15 protein-coding genes are annotated in these 18,672 nt (G+C 60.4%); 6 read left to right on the top strand and 9 right to left on the bottom strand.

Going from position 1 to position 18,672, the window contains the following annotated elements:
- A partial coding sequence (locus tag AC781_RS14330) for an RHS repeat domain-containing protein (RefSeq protein WP_176712463.1) occupies positions 1-5,038 on the bottom strand: 5,038 nt, incomplete at its 3' end.
- A gap of 403 nt (positions 5,039-5,441) precedes the next feature.
- Here AC781_RS14330 and AC781_RS00635 point away from each other — a divergent pair.
- From AC781_RS00635 to AC781_RS00620, 5 genes are all read left to right on the top strand, one after another.
- The gene (locus tag AC781_RS00635; protein ID WP_141675645.1) at positions 5,442-6,422 is read left to right on the top strand and encodes a hypothetical protein; all 981 of its coding nucleotides are present in this window, start codon (positions 5,442-5,444) and stop codon (positions 6,420-6,422) included.
- Positions 6,423-6,562: 140 nt separating this feature from the next.
- Complete coding sequence (locus tag AC781_RS00630) at positions 6,563-8,689, top strand: DNA gyrase/topoisomerase IV subunit A (RefSeq protein WP_245741058.1); 2,127 nt, start codon at positions 6,563-6,565, stop codon at positions 8,687-8,689.
- A gap of 15 nt (positions 8,690-8,704) precedes the next feature.
- Complete coding sequence (locus AC781_RS13855) at positions 8,705-8,857, top strand: hypothetical protein (protein WP_156850316.1); 153 nt, start codon at positions 8,705-8,707, stop codon at positions 8,855-8,857.
- A gap of 85 nt (positions 8,858-8,942) precedes the next feature.
- Positions 8,943-10,133 (top strand): 1-deoxy-D-xylulose-5-phosphate reductoisomerase, encoded by a 1,191-nt coding sequence (locus AC781_RS00625; RefSeq protein ID WP_067771866.1) that lies wholly within the window; start codon positions 8,943-8,945, stop codon positions 10,131-10,133.
- Positions 10,130-11,305, top strand: coding sequence for a DUF418 domain-containing protein (locus AC781_RS00620; protein ID WP_067771863.1), 1,176 nt, complete (start codon positions 10,130-10,132; stop codon positions 11,303-11,305). Before AC781_RS00625 ends, AC781_RS00620 begins: the two co-directional genes overlap by 4 nt.
- Positions 11,306-11,377: 72 nt before the next feature.
- Here AC781_RS00620 and AC781_RS00615 read toward each other — a convergent pair whose 3' ends face one another.
- The 4 genes from AC781_RS00615 to AC781_RS00600 all read right to left on the bottom strand — a co-directional run bounded on the left by AC781_RS00615 (position 11,378) and on the right by AC781_RS00600 (position 14,189).
- Positions 11,378-11,920 (bottom strand): HdeD family acid-resistance protein, encoded by a 543-nt coding sequence (locus tag AC781_RS00615; RefSeq protein ID WP_067771860.1) that lies wholly within the window; start codon positions 11,918-11,920, stop codon positions 11,378-11,380.
- 15 nt (positions 11,921-11,935) lie between these two features.
- Positions 11,936-12,817 (bottom strand): superoxide dismutase, encoded by an 882-nt coding sequence (locus AC781_RS13195; RefSeq protein ID WP_083076313.1) that lies wholly within the window; start codon positions 12,815-12,817, stop codon positions 11,936-11,938.
- A 30-nt stretch (positions 12,818-12,847) separates the two neighbouring features.
- On the bottom strand, positions 12,848-13,480 hold the full coding sequence (locus AC781_RS00605; protein WP_067771857.1) for a superoxide dismutase: 633 nt from the start codon (positions 13,478-13,480) through the stop codon (positions 12,848-12,850).
- 130 nt (positions 13,481-13,610) lie between these two features.
- Positions 13,611-14,189 (bottom strand): hypothetical protein, encoded by a 579-nt coding sequence (locus AC781_RS00600; protein WP_067771854.1) that lies wholly within the window; start codon positions 14,187-14,189, stop codon positions 13,611-13,613.
- Positions 14,190-14,347: 158 nt separating this feature from the next.
- Here AC781_RS00600 and AC781_RS00595 point away from each other — a divergent pair, with 158 nt between their 5' ends.
- Positions 14,348-14,965, top strand: coding sequence for a peptidylprolyl isomerase (locus AC781_RS00595; RefSeq protein ID WP_067771851.1), 618 nt, complete (start codon positions 14,348-14,350; stop codon positions 14,963-14,965).
- A gap of 64 nt (positions 14,966-15,029) precedes the next feature.
- On the opposite strand, the gene AC781_RS00590 is transcribed toward AC781_RS00595, so the two are convergent.
- The 4 genes from AC781_RS00590 to tadA all read right to left on the bottom strand — a co-directional run bounded on the left by AC781_RS00590 (position 15,030) and on the right by tadA (position 18,612).
- A complete protein-coding gene (locus AC781_RS00590) occupies positions 15,030-16,520 on the bottom strand; it encodes an MATE family efflux transporter (protein ID WP_067771848.1) in 1,491 nt (496 codons plus the stop codon).
- Positions 16,517-17,254, bottom strand: a complete 738-nt coding sequence (locus tag AC781_RS00585; RefSeq protein WP_246777954.1) for a ubiquinone/menaquinone biosynthesis methyltransferase — start codon at positions 17,252-17,254, stop codon at positions 16,517-16,519. Before AC781_RS00585 ends, AC781_RS00590 begins: the two co-directional genes overlap by 4 nt.
- Positions 17,255-17,352: 98 nt before the next feature.
- Positions 17,353-17,928 carry a rubrerythrin gene (gene rbr / locus AC781_RS00580; RefSeq protein ID WP_172801754.1) on the bottom strand — a complete coding sequence of 192 codons (576 nt, stop codon included), beginning with the start codon at positions 17,926-17,928 and terminating at the stop codon, positions 17,353-17,355.
- Positions 17,929-18,066: 138 nt separating this feature from the next.
- Complete coding sequence (tadA, locus tag AC781_RS00575) at positions 18,067-18,612, bottom strand: tRNA adenosine(34) deaminase TadA (protein ID WP_067771839.1); 546 nt, start codon at positions 18,610-18,612, stop codon at positions 18,067-18,069.
- Positions 18,613-18,672 lie beyond the last annotated feature (60 nt).

Raw genomic sequence — 18,672 nt, 5'->3', positions numbered from 1 at the left:
CGTAGTGTTCGCTGCTCCACTGGATGGGCTGGTCGATGCCGCTGGCGGTGACGGTGCCGTATGGGGTGTAGTCGTAGGCCGTGGCGATGGTTCCGTCAGCCTTGTAGAGTTCGGTGACGTTTTTCGTGAGGTCGTGGCCGTAGGTGTACCATGTGCCGTTTTTGCGGAGGGAGAGGGGACGCGTCGCTACGGGCTGGGTCGGGTCCCAGTGGAGGAGCCAGAGGGCCGGGGCGTTGCTGCGCGTGAGGTCGAGGGCCGCGATTTGCAGGTAGCCACGGTAGAGGTAGTGCTGGTGCAGGATTACGGTTCCGTTGACGGAGACTTTTTTCATGTAGCGCCGTCCCATGTAGTCGTAGCCGTTTTCGACGATGGTGTTGCCGTCCTGGCTGGTGAAGCGGGTGGGACGGTTGTTGGCGTTGTAGTCGACGGTCCATTTCCCCGTTTGTGTCTGGAGGGTGGTTTGGTTGCCGTCAGCGTCGTAGGCGGGAATAAAGGGTTCCGCCGCATTCTGCCCGATGGCGGTGTATTGGTTGAGCTGGTTGGCGGCATAGGAGGTGACAGATTGCGCCGCTTCCTGCGCCGTTTCCCGGTTTCCTATGTTGTCGTAGGCGTAAGCGTAGGGCGCGGTTCCGAGGGTTGCACCAGTCAATTCGCTTCTGTCGTTGTAGGCGAAGGCGTCCTGCCGGGTGGTTCCCTGCCGTGCGCGGGTGCGGGTGGCGGGGCGGCCGAGGGCATCGTAGGTGTAGCCTCGCAGGACGACTCCGGTGGCGCCTCGCGTGGTGTCGATGGCTGTGGGGAGGTCGCGCTGCGGTTCGTAGCTGCGGGTGGTGAGGAGGCCGTTGGGGTGCGCGAGGGTGTGGAGGAGGTGGCTGCCGGGGAGGTAGGCGTATGCGAATGTTTTTTCTTCCGTTCCCTGGAGGAAGGAGGCCTGGTTCAGGCGGCCGTCCGTGCCGTAGCGCCAGGCGACGGTGTCGAGGGTGCTGCCGGGTTTGGTGAGGGTGTAGCCGGCGGGGCGGCCGTAGGCGTCGTATGTTTCGGTGACGGTGTGTTTGATGCCGGCGACGGTGACGCTGTCGGTGTCTTTTTCGTTGTAGTTGTTGTAGACGATGTCGCGCGTGCCCTGGGCGTCCGCGATGCGGTAGAGGTTGCCGATGTGGTTCCAGGTGTTTTGCTGCGCCGGGGTGGCGTCGCTGTGTTCGATGCGGGTGCAGAGGCCTTTGGCGGTGTCCCACGTGTACGTTGAAACGATTCCTCTCGCATCCGTCTTTTGGGAGAGCATGTTGAGGGCATTGTATTCGGTGTCTTCGTGCGAAGCATCCGCATAAGTTTTGCGGGTGAGGAGGCCGGTGGCGTCATGGTATTGCCATGTGGTGGTGTCGCCGTCGGTGCGTTCGGTGGGGTCGGTTTCGATGTTTTCTTCGTCGGCACGCCATGTGGTGAGGGCGGTGAGGCGGTCGGCTTCATCGTAGGCGTAGCGCGCGGGCTGGATGCCGGTGCCCCATTCGGCGGTTTTGCGTCCCCGGATGTCGTAGGCATACCGGGCGGTGTGGCCGAGTGCATCGGTGATGCAGGCGGGGTTGTCGCAGCAGGGGCAGTATGCGGTGGCGGTGGTGTGGCCCGCAGCATCGGTGGCGCTGACGGGGCGGCCGGCGATGTCGGTGAGGGTGACGGAGGCGTTGCCGCGGCCGTCCGTTTGAGTGAGGCGGAGGCCGGTGGCGGTCCAGTCGCGCCGGGCAGTGGTGGTGATGCCGGCGTGGTCGGTTTGCGAGACGGTGTAGCCGTCGATGACGGTGGCGGCGGCTTCGATGACGGAGGTGGGGAGGGTTTGCGTGACGATGCGTTCCGCGCCTTCTCCATAGGCGGTGCTGTCTACCGTGGTGTGGCCGCGCGGGCAGGTGTGTTCGCTGCGGGTTTCAAGCGTGGGGTGTTCGGAGATGAGTTGGGCGGCGGTTTCGGTGCAGGTGGTGCCTTTGCCGTTGTTTTTGGTGGCGACGGCGATGCGGTAGATGCCGTCGGCCCTCGTTTCGACGCGGTAGGCCCAGGTGGTGATGCGGGAGTTGGCGAGGGTGGGGGTGGCGGCGAGTTTCCACGTTTCTTTGGCGGGGTTGCCGAAGGCGTCGTGTTCGTAGAGGGTGGGAGCCATGGCGAGGGAGCCGGCTGCCGAGCCGGTGTCGCGCTGCCGCTGGGTGATTTGGCCTTTGTTGTTGTAGGTGGTGCGGTCGTAGAGGTAGCCCGTGGTGCTGGGTGTGGTGACGACGACGGTTTCTCCAAAGCCGTTTTCGAGGGTTTGGGAGAGGATGGTGCTGCGGTCCGCGAGTTTGACGGTGTGCCGGATGCGGGCGTTGCTGTAGTCGTGTTCGTGGAGGAGTTCGCGCTGGCCGGTGCCGTGCTGGCGGGCGAGGCTGCCGTCCGGGTTGCGTTCGGTGATGAGGGTGGCTCCGGAGGGGGTGGTGAGGGTTTCGGTGAGGCCGTCCGCACTGTAGGCGTAGGCGGTGGTGCGGCCGAGGGTGTCGGTTTGGGCGATGAGGCGGCCCTGCAGGTCGTACGCGGCGGTTTCGACGGTGGTCATGGCTCCGGTGTCGCGTCTCGTGCGGAGGATGCGGCCCTGGGCGTCTCGTTGGTAGGAGGTGACGGTTTCCGGGGTGGTTGCCGTGGCGCTGCGGACGGTTTCGATGAGCTGGCGGGAGCTGTCGTAGCCGTAGGTGGTGGTGGTGCCGTTTTCGTCGGTTTCCCGGAGGAGGTCTCCGGTGCAGATGTGGGCGCGGGTGGTGGTGCGGCCGTTGCTGCGGGTGCGTTTGGTCCAGCGGTTCCGGATGTCGTGTTCGTAGTCGGCGGCGGCGAGGAGTTGCCAGTGGCCCGCGCTGTCGAGGATGTGTTGTTCGGTGCGGAGGGCGTTGCCCTGCGCGTCGATCCACGCGGTGCTGCGGGTGCTGTGGCCGGGGACGGGCTGGCCGCCGATGCGGGTTTCTTCGGTGGCGGTGTAGAGGGCTCCGTGTGCCGAGGCGGGGGCGTAGTCGTGCCATGTCTGGATGCCGTCGGCGGTCTGGGTCATGCGGAGGCGGCCGCGGGCATGGATGTTTTCGGCGTTGCCCTGCCATGTTTCGGTGATTTCGAGGCGGGTGAGGCCGTTGGCCGTGCTGCGTTTTTCGACGCGTTTGACGGCGTTTGTTTCGCTGTAGGCGTATGTTTCGCGGAGGTGGAGGCGGGGGATGCCGCCCGCGTCGACGATGGTGGTGTCGATTTGCGCGGGTTCGTCGGTCCATGTGGCGCCGTCGCTGCGGTAGGAGGTGTTGATGATCCGGTTTTGGCCGCCTGCCCACGGGAGGGCGAGGACGGTGGCGCGGCCGTGTGCGTCGTGGATGGTGCGGGTTTCTCCCTGCTGCGGGCCGATGGAGCTGATGCGGCTGCCGGCGCCGTCGTAGGTGTAGGCGGTGGTGAGGGCCTGCGGGCTGCCGTAGCCTTCGGTGCGGCTGAGGAGGAGTTCGCCGACGGGGAGGGAGATGTAGTTTTCTGCGACGACGGAGGCGGCTGCCCCGCCTTTGCTGACGGTGGTGACGATGCGGTAGGTGCCGGCGAGGGGCGATGTTTCGCGGGTGCGGGTGGTGGAGACGGCGGTGTCTCCCGTGCCGCGGGTGATGTTCCACAGGCGGTCCGTTTCGGTCCATTCCGTGGTGTAGGGGGGCATGGAGGCCGGGAGGGTGTGGTCGGTTTCGGTGACGGTGAGGCTGGAGGCCGCCGGGTCGCCGCCGATGGCGTATGTTTGGAAGGGGGTGCCCGAGGTGGTGTAGAGGCCGCTGGCAGGGTTCTGCCCGGTGATTTGGTTCGGGAGGTAGAGGGCGACGATGTAGCCGTTTTCTGCGGCGACGATGTCCGCAAGGCCGTCCCAGTAGTTCCAGATTTGGCGGATGGTGCCGTTTTGTTCCCGGACGATGTCGAGGTATTGGGCGGCCTCTTCGGCGGTGAGGAGGCTGTTTTGCGATGAGATGCAGGCGGCGAAGGCGCCCGTTTCGAGGTGGTAGAAGGTGGCCGTGCCGTCCGTTTTCAGGATGCGGAGGTAGGCGGCTTCCGCCAGAGGGAGGGCGGCGGAGGGGGTGCGGACGAGTTCCGTGACGAAGTCCGCACGGTCGGTGCTGGAGGAGGTGGAGCCGACGCCGAAGGCGGTGCGGCCGTTGGCGTCGCAGATGTAGTTGGCGTAGGCGCCGCCCTGGCGGACGCGCAGGAGGCTGTTGGGGCGGATGCCGCCCGCAGGCAGGGAGACGAAGGAGGCGGCGGGGTGGCTGTATGCGAGGCCTGCCGGGGTGAGGAGGGAGGCCGAGTAGCGGTAGCCGATGAGTTCGATGCGGCCTTTCGGGATGCCGCCCATGCCGCGGAAGGTGCCGAAGGTGACGCTCCAGCGCATGTATTGCAGGCGGGCTTCGCGGATGATGCCGCTGCCTGCCGAGGAGGAGCCGAAGCTGCCGTGCGGTATGGATATGCGGGCGGCCGGGGCGGGTAGCTCTCCTCCGGAGTCGCCGTCGTTGCGGTCGCAGCCGCAGCCGCATTCGCAGTCTACCTTGACGTTTTCATCCGGTTCGATTTCGAAGCGGGGGCACGGGCCGACGCTGCCGGAGATGACGGAGATGTTGCCCGTGGGGTCCGGGTAGTAGTCGATGTTGTGGTGGACGACGGCGAGTTTGTGGACGCCGGGTTGGAGGCCTTCGATGCTGATCGAGAAGGAATGGGGCGCTCCCGAGGTGGAGGATACGCTGCTGTCGTCTACTGTCAGGCTGACGGAGTCGTCCACCTTGCCCGATGCCACGACGGTGTGCGTGCCCCCTTCGGGGAGTTCTGGCAGGATGAAGGTGCCTCGTACCGGCGTCATGACGTGCGAGGAGTTCGACGGTTTGCCATGCGAGTACGACAGGGCGATCATGTCGCCGCTTTCGCCTGATAAGGCGGACGCTTCACCGGCGGAAGGCCGGGTTGCGGAGCTGTTTTCGATAAGGCGGTATCCCGGAGTTCCGGGCACTATATAGCTGTTTTGATGAATGTAATTCATTGCAGGGGGTGTTGGGGGTGATGAAATCCTTACGGAAGCGACTGCCATGAGCCACAACCTTCAAGACCTTTTTCATTTAACATTTTCCCACGGCCCCGTCAATAACATTCTTTTGCCATTCCGTCGCAACTAACAAACACTATCTTCTTTTTTCAAATAGATTACGTGCAAACCAACAATAAAACATGTCTACAACAAAAATATGCCGAAGCCTGCATGCTACCACTTTTTTCCCGTTTTTCCGGAAAATTTATTTCCCTTGCAGGGTGTTTATTTTGGCAATGCTGCCTTTGCTTTCCTCGCCCAACCGGGGAGAAGGAAAGGGGGTATGACACAAGCATGGAAGCTTTGTGCTTCCGATTTGCAACCGGAGGGTTGCCGTCGGTGTTATAGTATGGTGCATATGAAAACGATGACTTCTGTTTCTCTTATGGTCGGGGCGGCGCTTGCTGCGCCCGTGTTCGCACAAGATCAGGCCGCTGCGCCCGTGCCGTCCGTTCCCTCGCAGGCCTCTGTTTCCGCTCGGTCGGCCGCCGAGGTGATGAATGACGGGATGAAGCTGATGCAATCCGTGGAAGGCGTGCTGAAATCCGTGACGGATGCCGCTTCGGCTGCCAAGGCTGTGGCTCCGCTGCAGCAGTTGAAGGTTCTTCAGGAAGTGTTGGATTCCGAATGGGGTGCGGCCGCTGAAAAGCTTTCTCAGGAAGAGTTGGACAAGCTTTTGGCCTCGGTGCAGGGCATGGATGCTTTGGATGCTTCGTTGAGTGCGGAAGTGGCGCGTTTGGAGAAGGCCGGATTTTTTGGCAATGAGGATTTGAAAGGATTGCTGGTCGATGAGACTCCGGTAGAAGTGGAGGAAGACGTGACCGTGGTTGAGGAACAGGCCGCTCCGGCGGTTCAACCGGCGACTGCGCAGCCTGCCGTTCCGGTGCAGCCTGCCACTCCGGTTCAGCAAGCCGAGCAACCTGTCGCGCCCTCCGATTCCGCTTCCGCTCCGGCGGCGGCCGTCCGTTCCGTGGCAGATGTTCTGAACGACTGGAGCAATCTGATGACGAATTCCGAGCGTCTTTTGAAGTCCATTCAGGATGGCGGATCCGCTGCTGCGGCCGTGGCCGAGCTGGGGAGCCTGCGCGCCGACTACGAACGGCTGGGCAAGGAGATGGAGTCGTTCGGCTCGTCCGGTCTTGCCGATATTGCTCCGGAAGATATGGGTGCTTTCTTGAATCAGGCGAATGCTTTGCAGCAGACGGGCGCGTCCCTTCTGTCCGAATGGAAGCGTATCAGCAATGCTTCTTTTTTCGGCAATGAGGAGTTGAAGGCTTTGATGCAGAATTTCGTGCCGGCCGTTCAGGTGGCTGCGCCTGCGGAAAACGCTGCTCAATAGGAGTTCGTTCGTTCGATTGTTTTCAGGGAGCGGGGGGATGGCCTCCGCTCCCGTTTTTGCGTTCCGTTTTCACGGTGGGCGAGGCGTTTGGCCGATATCGTGCTTGATTTTGAAGCATCGCCGTTTTAAAATGATTCGGCGTGAGTACCGAGCATCCCATTTTCAAGACGGAAGATCCCAGCAGCATTCAGTTGATGTATGGGGATTATTATCTTGAGTATGCATCGTATGTGATTCTCGAGCGTGCCGTGCCGCATGTGAACGATGGCCTGAAGCCGGTGCAGCGCCGTATTCTGCATTCCATGGATCGCATGGATGACGGCCGTTTCAATAAGGTGGCGAATATCGTGGGGGATACGATGAAGTACCATCCGCACGGCGACGCGTCGATTTACAGTGCGCTCGTGGCTCTGGGGCAGAAGGATCTACTGGTGGATACGCAGGGGAACTGGGGCAATATTCTGACGGGCGACCAGGCGGCCGCCGCGCGTTATATTGAAGCCCGTTTGTCGAAGTTCGCCAAGGAGGTGGTGTTCAGTCCCAAGATTACGGAGTGGAAGCTTTCCTACGACGGGCGCAATAAGGAGCCGGTGACGCTTCCGGTGAAGTTCCCGCTGCTGCTGGCGCAAGGCGCTTTCGGGATTGCCGTGGGTCTGAGTTGCCTGATTCTGCCGCATAATTTCAATGAGCTGGTGACGGCGGCGGTCGCCTGCCTGCGCGGCGAGCCGTTCGACTTGTATCCCGATTTTCCGACGGGCGGGCTTCTGGATGTTTCCGATTACCGCGACGGAGAGAACGGAGGCCGCGTGCGCTGCCGTGCGCGTATTGTGGAGGAGTCGAAGAAGCTGCTGCGCATTACGGAGATTCCTTTCGGTTCGACGACGGATTCCGTGATTCAGTCGATTGTGGCGGCGGTGGACAAGGGCAAGATCAAGATTGCCAAGATTGAGGATAATACGGCGGCGAATGCCGATATTCTGGTGCATCTGGCTCCGGGGATGGACGGCGAGCAGGTGACGAAGGCTCTATATGCGTTTACGGAGTGCCAGGTTTCTCTGTCTCCGAAGGCGTGCGTGATTCTGGATCAAAGGCCTTCTTTCATGGGGGTGAGCGAGATTCTGAAGCATAATGTGGCGACGACGAAGGAGGTGCTTCGGCTGGAGCTGGAGTGCAAGCTGGCCGAGTTGCAGCGTGCGTGGCAGGATGCCAGCCTGGAGAAGATTTTCATCGTGAACCGCATCTACAAGGTGCTGGAGGAGAGCGAGAGCTGGGAGGAGTCGCTGGATACGATTACGGAGCGGTTGCAGCCGTTTATTCAGGATTTGATTCTTCCTGTGACTCGCGAGGATGTGATCCGGCTGACGGAGATCAAGCTGAAGCGTATTGCGAAGTACGAGGTGTTCGATTCGGACAGGCATATCGAGTCGCTGGCGAAGGAGATCGAGCAGACGAAGAAGAATCTGAACCAGTTGACGAAGTTTACGATCCGGTGGTTCGAGGCGATCGGGAAGAAGTACGGCGAGGCGTTTCCGCGCCGTACGGAGCTGGCGGAGTTCGACGCGGTGTCGCGCGCAGCGGTGGCTGTGGAGAATGAGACGCTGTATGTGGATGAGGAGGGGTTTGCCGGCTATGGCGTGAAGAAGGGCGAGCCTGTGTGCAAGTGTTCGACGCTGAGCGATGTGATTACGATCGACCCCAACGGGGTGCTGATGGTGCGCCGGATTCAGGAGAAGTTTTATGTGGGTAAGAAGTTACTTTATATCAATGTGCTGAGGCCTGATGCTGATCCGGTGTTCAATATGATGTACCGCGACGGCAGGGAGGGTAATCTGTATGCCAAGAGGTTCCGCCTCGGAGGGTTTACGCGGGACAAGGAGTACCAGCTGACGCAGGGGACGAAGGGTTCCCGGGTGTTTTTCTTTTCGGTACATGCGACGGAGGAGGAGAGTGCTGCTTTGTCCGTGAATGTGCATATCAAGTACCAGCTGCGGAATATGAAGCGGCCTATTCCCTATCATTTTTCCAAGTTGCGCGTGAAGGGGCGTGCCGTGCTGGGAAATATCGTGACGAAGAATGGCGTGGAGCGTGTGGCACGGATGATGAATGCCGCCGAGCCCGAGGCGAAGCCGGTGGGTGAGCCGACGGTTTCTCCTGTCGTTCCGGAGGAGTCCGGGGAGGCGATTGAGGCCGGAGAGGTTGCCGTGCCGCCTGCCGCTGCCGGATCGGAGGCGGAAGATAATTTGCAGCAGGGCGCTCTGTTCGATTGATGTACCGATGATCTCATGAATGCGTTCCGTTTTTCCATTCTTGGCGTTTTGTTTGTGGCGGCGGTGAGTCTCGTTTCCTGCGATGAGGATCAGGAGGATGCTTCGCCGAACGATGCCGTGCTGGGGCCGATTCGCCCGGCAGAACCTTTGCCGACCGTGAAGCCGTGAGTCCGTTTGCCGGCAGAGCAGCAGTTTTCCAGGTTAGACGCATTGACAAGTGCTTCTTCGTGAGGCATGATAGGCGGGTTATCATATGAAGAAGCGGCGAGTTGTCATTTTGGGGTCGACGGGGTCCATCGGTACGAGTGCCCTGAAGGTGGCCCGAGATATTCCGGAGCGGATGGAGGTTGTCGGTTTGGCTGCGGGTTCAAGTATTGAGGCTTTGGCCCGGCAGGTCGCAGAGACGGGGGTGAAGAAGGTGGCGATTTTCGATGATTCGAAGGCGGATGCCTTGCGGGCTCTGGTCGGTTCCGGTGTGGAGGTTGTGACGGGTGAAGAAGGTTTGTGCGAGATGGCCCGGATGGAGGCGGCGGATATGGTGCTTGTTTCCATCGTGGGGACGGCTGGGCTCCGGCCGACGCTGGCGGCGATCGAGGCAGGGAAGGATTTGGCGATTGCGAGCAAGGAGGTGCTGGTGATGGCGGGCGAGATTGTGATGCCTGCGGCGAAGAAGGCGGGGATCAAGGTGCTGCCCGTGGATAGCGAGCATAATGCGATTTTCCAGTGTCTGTCCGGGCATGTCGGCGGGGCGGAGCAGGTTTCACGGTTGATTCTGACGGCGAGCGGCGGCCCGTTCCGCACGCTTCCGGCGAATGAGCTGGAAGCGGTGACGGTGGAGCAGGCTCTGCAGCATCCGACATGGACGATGGGGACGAAGATTACGATCGATTCCGCTACGCTGTTCAATAAGGGGCTGGAGATGATTGAGGCCCGCTGGCTGTTCGATATTCCGATGGAGAAGGTGGATGTGGTGGTGCATCCGCAGAGTGTGGTGCATTCGCTGGTGGAGTTCCGGGACGGTTCGATGCTGGCCCAGTTGAGTTCTTCGGATATGTGTTTCCCGATCCAGTATGCGGTGACGTGGCCCGACCGTGTGGATAATTCTCTCCAATCGCTCGATTTGGCGAAGCTCGCGAGCCTGAAGTTCGAGGCTCCCCGGTGGGATGTGTTCCCCGCGCTGGGGCTGGCCCGCCGTGCCGGGCTTGAGGGCGGTACGCTGCCTGCGGTGTTCAATGCGGCGAATGAGGTGGCGGTGGCGGCGTTTTTGGATGGCCGGCTTTCTTTCCCGGGGATTTGGAAGACGGTGGCAGCCGTGATGGATGCCCATCGTGCCGAGAGTCCCCAAGGGGATCTGGAGGTGATTTTGCGCGCCGACCGCTGGGCGCGGCAGGAAGCGGAACGTGTCGTGCGGTCGGCTCTTTCCTCAGCAGGCGGCCGAGGATGAATGAGGCAAGGCGGCCGCGCATTCATGTGGTGGATGCCTTGAGGGCGTTGGCTCTGCTGGGTATTCTGCTCGTGCATTGCCATGATTATTACAATGCGGCTCCTCCCTCGCTGCAACCCGGCGAGTGGATGGCTGCGTTGAATGGCGTGGCGGATTGGCTGTACCGCGAGCTGTTCGTTTCCAAGGCGTATTTGCTGTTTGCCTTTCTTTTCGGGTTGAGTACGTTTTTACAGCTCGACCATGCGGAGCGCAAGGGGGTGGATTTTCGCGGGAGGTTTATGTGGCGGCTGGCTTTGCTGGTGATGTTCGGGCTGGTGCATACGCTGTTTTATAATGGGGATGTGCTGATGATTTTCGGTGTGTTTGGGGTGGTTCTGGTGGCGTTGTACAGGGTGCCTTCGTTTTTGCTGGCGTGTTTGGCGGCGGCGCTGTGCCTGAATCCGGGGTTCGTGTTCGATGCGCTGGCCGGGTGCGGAGATTTCGATTCCGCCAGTTTGACGGTGATGAGCCGTCCTCTGGGCGAGGGGGTGTCTCCCGCTCCTTCGCAGGCTACGGCTTCATGGTGGGAGATGGCGCGGTGGAATGTGACGGACGGCCTGGCCGCGCGCATGTGCTATATGGTTTACAGCGGGCGGTTGTCGTTTATGCTGGGGATGTTTTTATGCGGGATGCTTGCGGGTAGGTCAGCTATTTTCGACGGTTCTCCGGAGAGGAAGAAGCTGCTGGTGCGGCTGGGGTGTGCCGGAGCGGCGGTTTATGCGGCGTTGGCGATTGTGGCAGCGGTTTGGCGGCAGCCGGGTTTTGCTGTGGAGCGGTTGCTGGTTTCATGGCAGCATGTGGCGTTTGTGGCGGGTTTTGTGGGCTGGGTGTCTCTGCTGCTGGCTTCGCGGCATGTGTGCGGGAAGCTGGGTTGGTTGTCGTGCATGGGCCGTATGTCGTTGACGTGCTATGTGATGCAGTCTGTGGTGATGACGTGGGTTCTTTTTGGCTGGGGGCTTGGGTTCGGGCAGAAGATGGGAACGGGCTGGTGCCTGTTGGCCGCGCTGATGCTGTACGGCGTGCAGCTTGTTTTCTGCCGAGTGTGGATGGGCGTTGCCCGGTTCGGCCCTCTGGAGTGGTTGTGGAGGAGTGCGACGTTGGGGCGGTGGCAGCCGTTGCGGAAGGATGCCTGATGCAGTATGCAAAACGGGCAACCTTCCCGTGAGGGAAGCCTGCCCGTTTGCGGCTATGCATGTTTGGTGAGATTAGCGGGTTTTGGGCGTCAGGGAGAAGAAGAGGAGGGTCCAGCCCGAGAAGATCATTTCGATGGCGACGACGGTGCCGATGAACCATGCGGAGGATTCCGGCCAGCCGCCGAGTACGAGGCCGCCCAGGATGAGCGTGATGATGGAGTTGATGAAGCGCCATGCGCTGCCCGGGGATTGGGTGAGCATGAAGGCGAGAGCGAGGCGGAAGACGCCGACGGCAAGGAGGGCGAAGCCGATGACCATGGTCCAGACGACGAGTGCTTCGATCGGTTCGACGACCATGCAGACGCCGATGACGAGGTAGGCGAGAGCCGCGAGGAAGTTCCACGCTTTGTTGGTGAGGTGCCGAATGCCCTGAATCATGCGGAAGAATCCTGCCGCGATGAAGAGGAAGCCGCCTACCCAGATGGTGGCGCCGCTGAGGACGAAGGGGAAGCTCAGCAGGATGAATCCGAAGATGATTTCGAGGATGGCGAGCAAGGATATCCACCAAGGGGAGGATTTCGGTGCAGAGAAGGACGGTGTGTCTGTGTGGTTCATATGAAGGAATGGCGGTTAGTTGTTTCCGAGGGCGGCGGTATAGCGGTTTTCGACGTTTTTCCAGTCGACGAGTTTCAGGAAGTTGTCGATGTAGGCGGCACGGTTGTTCTGGTGCTTGAGGTAGTAGGCGTGTTCCCATACGTCGCAGGCGAGGATGGGGATGATGCCGGGGATTTCGTTGTTCTGGTGTTTTTCGACGCCGTAGAGGACGAGTTCTTTGCTGGCGGGATCGACGCCGAGGATGGCCCAGCCGGAACCTTCGATTCCGAGCGCGACGGCTTTGAAGAGGCGCACGAGGTTGGCTGTGGAGCCGTAGGTGCGGTCGATGGCCGTTTCAAGGGTGCCTTGCGGAGCCGTTTGCGGTGTGGGGCTCATGTTGGTCCAGTAGACGGTGTGGAGGTTGTGCCCCGCAGCGTTGAAGGAGAGTGTTTGCGCCCATTTGGCGGCCTGTGAGGCTTCGAGTTTGCCTTCGGCTATTTCGCGCAGTTTTTGTGCGGCGGCGTTGGCTCCGGCGACGTAGGCTGCATGGTGTTTGTCGTGATGGAGGCGTACGGTGGTTGCGTCCATCAGGGGTTCGAGGGCGTCGTAGGCATAGGGAAGGGGCGGCAGGATGTATTTTCCGTCCGCATAGGCGATGGATGACGCATCGGCCTTCGGAGCGGCGGCCTGTTTGGCCGGGCTGTCGCCGGGTTGCTGCGAGTCGGCTGCCTGAGCCGTAGCTCCTGCTGCCCATACCCCCACCGCGAGGGCAAGGGCGGTATGGAGCAAACGCCGTGAACGTCGGAAGGGCGTTCCTTTCCGGGAGATGATGCCCGGAATGATGTCGCTTTCCGATGGCAGTCCTACCTGCCAGGGGGTGTGGTCGTCGGGGGAGGCCGGTATGGGTGCGGTGTTCATGGCGTTTGCTTTGTTGGTTGGATGTTGCCGTTATTTGCCGAGGGCGGCGTTGTAGCGTTCTTCGACGTTTTGCCAGTCGACGAGTTTCAGGAAGTTGTCGATGTAGGCAGCGCGGTTGTTCTGGTGCTTGAGGTAGTAGGCGTGTTCCCATACGTCGCAGGCGAGGATGGGGATGATGCCCGGGATTTCGTAGTTCTGGTGTTTTTCGGCACCGCAGATGACGAGGGTTTTGCCGAGGGGTTCGACGCCGAGGATGCCCCAGCCGGAGCCTTCGATGCCGGCAGTGGCGGAGCGGTAGGCCAGCATGAAGCCGTCGAAGGAGCCGAATGCCTTGACGATGGCATCCATCAGGGGGCCTTCGGGAGCGGTTTTCGGCGTGGGGCTCATGTTGGTCCAGAAGATGGTGTGGAGCACATGGCCCGATTCGTTGAAGGAGAGGGCGCGTACCCAGTTGGTCGTCTGGGCGGCGTCGAGTTTGCCTTCGGTGATTTCGCGGAGTTTCTGCACGGCGGTGTTGGCTCCGGCGACATAGGCTGCATGGTGCTTGTCGTGGTGGAGATGGAGAGTTGCTTCGTCCATGAGCGGCTCCAGTGCATCATACGCATAGGGCAGGGGAGGCAGCACATATTGGCCGTCAGCATATACGAGTTGTTCTGTTTTCATATTTTCGGTTTTATCGAGTCGGTTGTTTGATGGGTTTCGATTTCCATCGGTTGATGGAGTATCTTCTGCCCGTGAGACGCCTCGAAGGTATGTTTTCGTTCAATAGCAGTTAGACTGTTTGTTTCTTTGTTCAGTTGATTTGATATTTAATGCCACGGCCGTTCAGCCACGCAGAGACGATGGAGTTGTATACGCTGTCGAGCAGGGCGACGTTGGCGACGCGGAATTCGATGGTGTGCGCGTGTGTGGTAGTGGGGTAGTTTTTGGTGACGGCGGTGTTGGGGTCGATGGCTGCGGAGCCGACGCGGTCGTTGCCCTGTTTGAGGAGATCCTGCATGCGGTCGGAGGCGATGCGGATGGCGGCGATGTTCGATTCTTCCGAGACGGGGGAGATGAAGTAGATGCGTATGGTGTTGTTGCCGTTGGTGTCTACGACGATTTCACGGATGACGTATCCGCCGTCGAGGACGTATTTCTGTTTGGAGACGGAGGTGATCTGGTCGAGGGCGATGATGACCTGTCCTTCTCCGAAGTTGCCGATCCAGAACGGTTTGGCAAAGGATGATTCTCCCTGTTTGTTGGAGGTGGTGGAGCCGGCTGCAGGGGTGCCCATGCCCGATCCGTTGCTGCCGCCGCTGTTGCCGGGTGCGGCGAGAACGGGGGCGACGAGGAGGGCGGCCATGGCGGTGAGGGTGAAATGTGTTTTCATGACGGTGGATATTCTGCATGGGGTTTGCGGGCAAGTCAAGCATGGAACGTGCTGCCTGCTGGCTGTGAAGGCGATATGTTTTGCAATGTCGAATGATTGTCATGGAGTCGGAAGGATAGCTTGACACACGGTAGGGTGAGCAGTAGGATGTTGGCCTTATGAAACGTATTTTTTGCGTTCTTTCCATGTTGTGCGCCTGCCTGCTGGCTTCGTCCTGCTCGGGCAAGATGCCCCGCAAGGTGCACCGCCATGATATCCGCGTCGTGATGAAGACGACGAAAGGAGATGTCGTTTTGAATTTGTATGCCCATCGGGTGCCGATGGCGTGCGTGAATTTTCTTGTTTTGGCGAAGGACGGGTTTTACAACGGTCTGACGTTCCACCGGGTGGTGCCCGGTTTCGTGGTGCAGGGCGGAGATCCGACGGGGACTGGCGGCGGCGGCCCGGGCTATACGTTTCCCGATGAGATACGTGTGGAGCTGAAGCACGATAAGCCGGGAGTGCTGGCTCTGGCCAATTCCGGGAAGGATACGAACGGTTCCCAGTTTTTCATTACGCAGAAGGCGGCTCCCCATCTGGACGGTAAGCATTCCGTTTTCGGAGAGATCATGCGCGGGCAGTCGGTGGTCGAGCAGATCGAGCCGGGCGACCGGATGATTAAGGTGACGGTGATTGACGATCCTTCCGAGCTGTTCGAGAAGAACCAGAAGTTTGTGGATGCGATCCGCAAGCGGTTGGCCGATCAGAAGGCGGCCGGTAAACTGCCTCCCCATTAAGCGGAAGGTCTAAGAAGAGTAGCGTACCCGCAGGCACAGGCCGTGCATGCGGGCGTTTTCGTGTTCAGATGCGCAGTTTGGTCCAGCGGCGGTCGTCTACGAATTTCTTGAAGATGATGGCTTGGACGATCTGATCGACAGTGAAGAGGAGCCAGATGTAGGTGAGGTTCAGCGTGCCGGGCAGGTAGTGGTGCCACAGGAAGAGGATGACGATGCGGAAGAATCCCATGACGCCGTAGGAGACGTACATGACGCGCCGTGTGTCCCCCGCGCCTCGCAGGGACATTTTCATGACGATGGCGGCGGCGAAGAAGGGTTCGAGGATGAGGAAGGTGCGGACGACGGGGGTGCCCTCTGCAATGATGTTCGGAAGGTCCTTTGCGAACATTCCGACGAAGAATTGAGGGAACATGCACATGATCGCTCCCATTGTTCCCATGAAAATCATGCTGTATTTCGTGCATTTCCGGATGGTGATCATGGCCATTTTGGGGCTGCCCGCGCCCAGGTACTGGCCGACGAGGGCAGAGGCGGCCATGCCGATGGCGAAGCCGGGCAGGAAGCTCATGGATTCGATGCGGACGGCGATGGTGTGTGCCGCAAGAACGGCGTCGCCCAGGCCGCTGATGACGGAGAGGCAGTAGAGGTGGATGAGCCAGATGCCGAAGACTTCGATGGCTTGCGGCATGCCGATGGCGATGATGCGGCGGATCATGCCCCAGTCCGGTTTCAGGCTGCGGCGGTCGAGGTAGAGGGGCGGTACGTAGCTGTTCGGCTGAGAGTCGGCATATTCATTGAGAGTCAATCCATTCATGGATGACTTCAATTGGATGTGGCGGCGGTGCAGGATCCAGCACAGGGCGACGGCTGAGATGGCAAAGCCGGAGATGGTGCCGATGGCGAGCCCTTCGATGGAGAGATGGAAGATGTTGACGAGGATGAGGCTGATGACGATGTTCAACCCATCCGCAATGAGCATCATGATGAAGGGAAATCGAGTGTCGCCGGCGCCTCGCAGGGCTGCATTGACGGCAAAGACGATGCCGCTGAAGATGGCGCTGAACGAGGCGATGTACATGAAGCGTTTGGCGAAACCCTGCGCTTCGGGGCTCATGGTGAAGACGGAGGTGACGAGGAAGTCCGTGCTGCAGAACATGACGAGGAAGGAGCAGATGCCAGCCATGAGGCCGAGTACGCCTGCCTGGCATGCGCTGTAGTTGGCTTCGGAGAATTGGCGTGCACCCGTCATGCGCGAGACGATGGCGGTGGCTCCCATGCCGACGGCTCCCTGCATGACGAAGCCGAGGAAGAGTACGTGGCCGATGGCTCCCATGCCCGCGACGATCTGTTGTTTGACTTCCGGGGGATTGTCCATGTGCGAAGACAGGTACAGGGCTGTCGAGCTGGCGATGAAGCTGAGAACCTGTTCCAGGAAGGGCCACAGCGCGATGGTCATGATCTGCTGGGGCAGCGTGAGCCCGGCCAGTTTGCCGCCGAGCCGCCCCCGGGCCATGCGGGAGCGTATGGTGCCGTCGCGTCCGTCTCCTGTACTCATGCGGTGAATACGGGTTCGGGTTCGTCGGCGCAAGTAGCCGTATAGATGGCGGCGATGCCGCCGCTAAGCTGTTCGGTACGGGCTTCGATGAAGCCGTTCGTCTCGATGAGGCTGCACATGGCTTTGCCGCGCGGAAATTGCTCGATGCTGTCGCCAAGGTAGGTGTAGGCGTCGGGTCGGCGGGTGATCCAGCCCGCAATACGGGGCAGGATGTGGTGCAGGTAGTAGCGGTAGGGCGAGGAGAGGATGCCTTCAGGCAGCGAGAAGTCGAGGATGAGGAGATGGCCGCCGGGTTTGAGGATACGGCGGAATTCTCGGATGGCGGCGGCGTAGTCCGCCATGTTGCGAAGTCCGAAAGCGACGGTGGCCACATCGAACGATGCATCTGGCAGTGGGAGGTTCATGGCGTCCGCCTGCAGGAGGTTGCAGAGTCCGCGTGCGGCGGCTACGTCAAGCATGGGTTGGCAGAAGTCGGTGCCGAGGATGTCTATTTCGGGGAGGGCTCGGGTGAGGGCGAGGGCGAGGTCTCCGGTGCCGGTAGCGATGTCGAGCAGGCGCGCGGGTTTCCATTCTGCTACGAGCTGGACGACCCGCTGCCGCCAGGCGATGTCGATTCCCATGGAGAGGATGTGGTTCGCCGTGACGTAGCGTGGTGCGATGGCCGAGAAGGTGGCATGGACGAACTCCGGATTCTGCATGAGGGGGAGTCTGCCCGAACGCCTGTTAAATTGCAAGTGCTTTTTCTGGACGGAGAGGGGCTCAGGATGGGTAGAAAAAGCCCTGCCGGACGGATGTCCGCAGGGCTGGAAAAGGTGCTTTTCGGGCAGGAGCTTCAGTAGTTGTCCGCATTGAGCTGGAAGAAGGCTTGCGGGTGGGCGCATGCGGGGCAGGCGCCGGGGGCTTTTTCGCCTTCGTGGATGTATCCGCAGTTGCGGCAGATCCATTGTTCGCTCTGGGGTTTTTCAAAGACGCTACCTGTGGCGATGTTGTTCGCAAGGGCGAGGTAGCGTTCTTCGTGGTGCTTTTCGACGGTGGCGATGTAGCGGAAGGCCTTGGCAATGGCGGTGAAGCCTTCTTCCTCGGCGATGTCGGCGAAGGTGGGGTACATGTCCGACCATTCTTCGTGTTCTCCTGCGGCGGCGGCGCGGAGGCATTCTTCCGTGGTGGTGAGGGGGGCGGTGCAGACGGTGGTGGTGATTTCGGCGCAGGCGCCGTTCAGGTGCTTGAAGAAGACTTTGGCGTGTTCTTTTTCGTTGTCTGCGGTTTCGGCGAAGATGGCGGAAATCTGTTCATAGCCTTCCTTTTTGGCGACGCCGGCGAAGTAGTTGTAGCGGTTGCGAGCCTGGGATTCGCCAGCGAAGGCGGCCATGAGGTTTTTTTCTGTGCGGGTGCCTGTGAGTGCTTTCATGATGTGTATGTGATAATATTGTTCCGTGCGGAAGTGCTTTTTGTATAGATTGAATTTGGAATCATTACAAGAAAAAAATAAGTAAATTCCAAAAAAACCGATAGATTGAGGATGGGGAAGAGGAGGTTATCTGTTTTTTTATTCGTTGCCGTTCAATGTGTTTTCCTGTGATTCGAGCCGCATTTGGCGTTTGCGTTCCTTGGCGGCGGTGCGTGCGGAGCGGAAGAAGTTCTGGAGCTGCGCCAGGCAAGGGTCGTGAAGGACTCCGCGCGTGATGTCGCAACGGTGGTTGAGCGGCGGGTTGGAGTCGAGCAGGTTGATCCAGCCTCCGGCTGCTCCTCCTTTGGGATCGGAGACACCGAAGACGACGCGGTCCGGCCTGCAATGGACGATGGCTCCGGCGCACATGGGGCAGGGTTCTTTGGTGATGTATAGGGTGCATCCTTCGAGCCGCCAGTCTCCGAGGGCGTTCTGTGCGGCGGTGAGGGCGATCATTTCGGCGTGGGCGGTGGCATCCTTGAGGCGTTCGACCTGGTTCCAGCCCCGCGCGATGATGGCTCCATCCTTGACGATGACTGCTCCGCAGGGGACTTCGTCGTCGGCAAGGGCTTTTTCCGCTTCCCTCATGGCCTGGAGCATGAAGTATTCGTCCGAGCCGGGTATGGTGAATGGGATGTCGAGCATGCGTGCGGTTTTGTGACAGAATGGGGAAATGAAAGACCCGGTCCGGCATCAAGCCGGGCC

It is taken from the genome of Neoakkermansia glycaniphila (assembly GCF_001683795.1).
In the GTDB taxonomy this organism is placed as follows: Bacteria; Verrucomicrobiota; Verrucomicrobiia; order Verrucomicrobiales; family Akkermansiaceae; genus Akkermansia; species Akkermansia glycaniphila.
The sequence above is the reverse complement of the archived record's forward strand: the minus strand, read 5'-3'. Positions and strand labels throughout refer to the sequence as shown.

What these genes read in the sequence shown, in the direction of transcription:
- AC781_RS00635 (WP_141675645.1), top strand. Translation starts at nt 5,442, where the DNA reads ATGAAAACGATGACTTCTGTTTCTCTTATGGTCGGGGCGGCGCTTGCT.
- AC781_RS13855 (WP_156850316.1), top strand. Translation starts at nt 8,705, where the DNA reads ATGAATGCGTTCCGTTTTTCCATTCTTGGCGTTTTGTTTGTGGCGGCG.
- AC781_RS00625 (WP_067771866.1), top strand. Translation starts at nt 8,943, where the DNA reads ATGAAGAAGCGGCGAGTTGTCATTTTGGGGTCGACGGGGTCCATCGGT.
- AC781_RS00620 (WP_067771863.1), top strand. Translation starts at nt 10,130, where the DNA reads ATGAATGAGGCAAGGCGGCCGCGCATTCATGTGGTGGATGCCTTGAGG.
- AC781_RS00615 (WP_067771860.1), bottom strand. Translation starts at nt 11,920, where the DNA reads ATGAACCACACAGACACACCGTCCTTCTCTGCACCGAAATCCTCCCCT.
- AC781_RS13195 (WP_083076313.1), bottom strand. Translation starts at nt 12,817, where the DNA reads ATGAACACCGCACCCATACCGGCCTCCCCCGACGACCACACCCCCTGG.
- AC781_RS00605 (WP_067771857.1), bottom strand. Translation starts at nt 13,480, where the DNA reads ATGAAAACAGAACAACTCGTATATGCTGACGGCCAATATGTGCTGCCT.
- AC781_RS00600 (WP_067771854.1), bottom strand. Translation starts at nt 14,189, where the DNA reads ATGAAAACACATTTCACCCTCACCGCCATGGCCGCCCTCCTCGTCGCC.
- AC781_RS00595 (WP_067771851.1), top strand. Translation starts at nt 14,348, where the DNA reads ATGAAACGTATTTTTTGCGTTCTTTCCATGTTGTGCGCCTGCCTGCTG.
- AC781_RS00590 (WP_067771848.1), bottom strand. Translation starts at nt 16,520, where the DNA reads ATGAGTACAGGAGACGGACGCGACGGCACCATACGCTCCCGCATGGCC.
- rbr (WP_172801754.1), bottom strand. Translation starts at nt 17,928, where the DNA reads ATGAAAGCACTCACAGGCACCCGCACAGAAAAAAACCTCATGGCCGCC.
- tadA (WP_067771839.1), bottom strand. Translation starts at nt 18,612, where the DNA reads ATGCTCGACATCCCATTCACCATACCCGGCTCGGACGAATACTTCATG.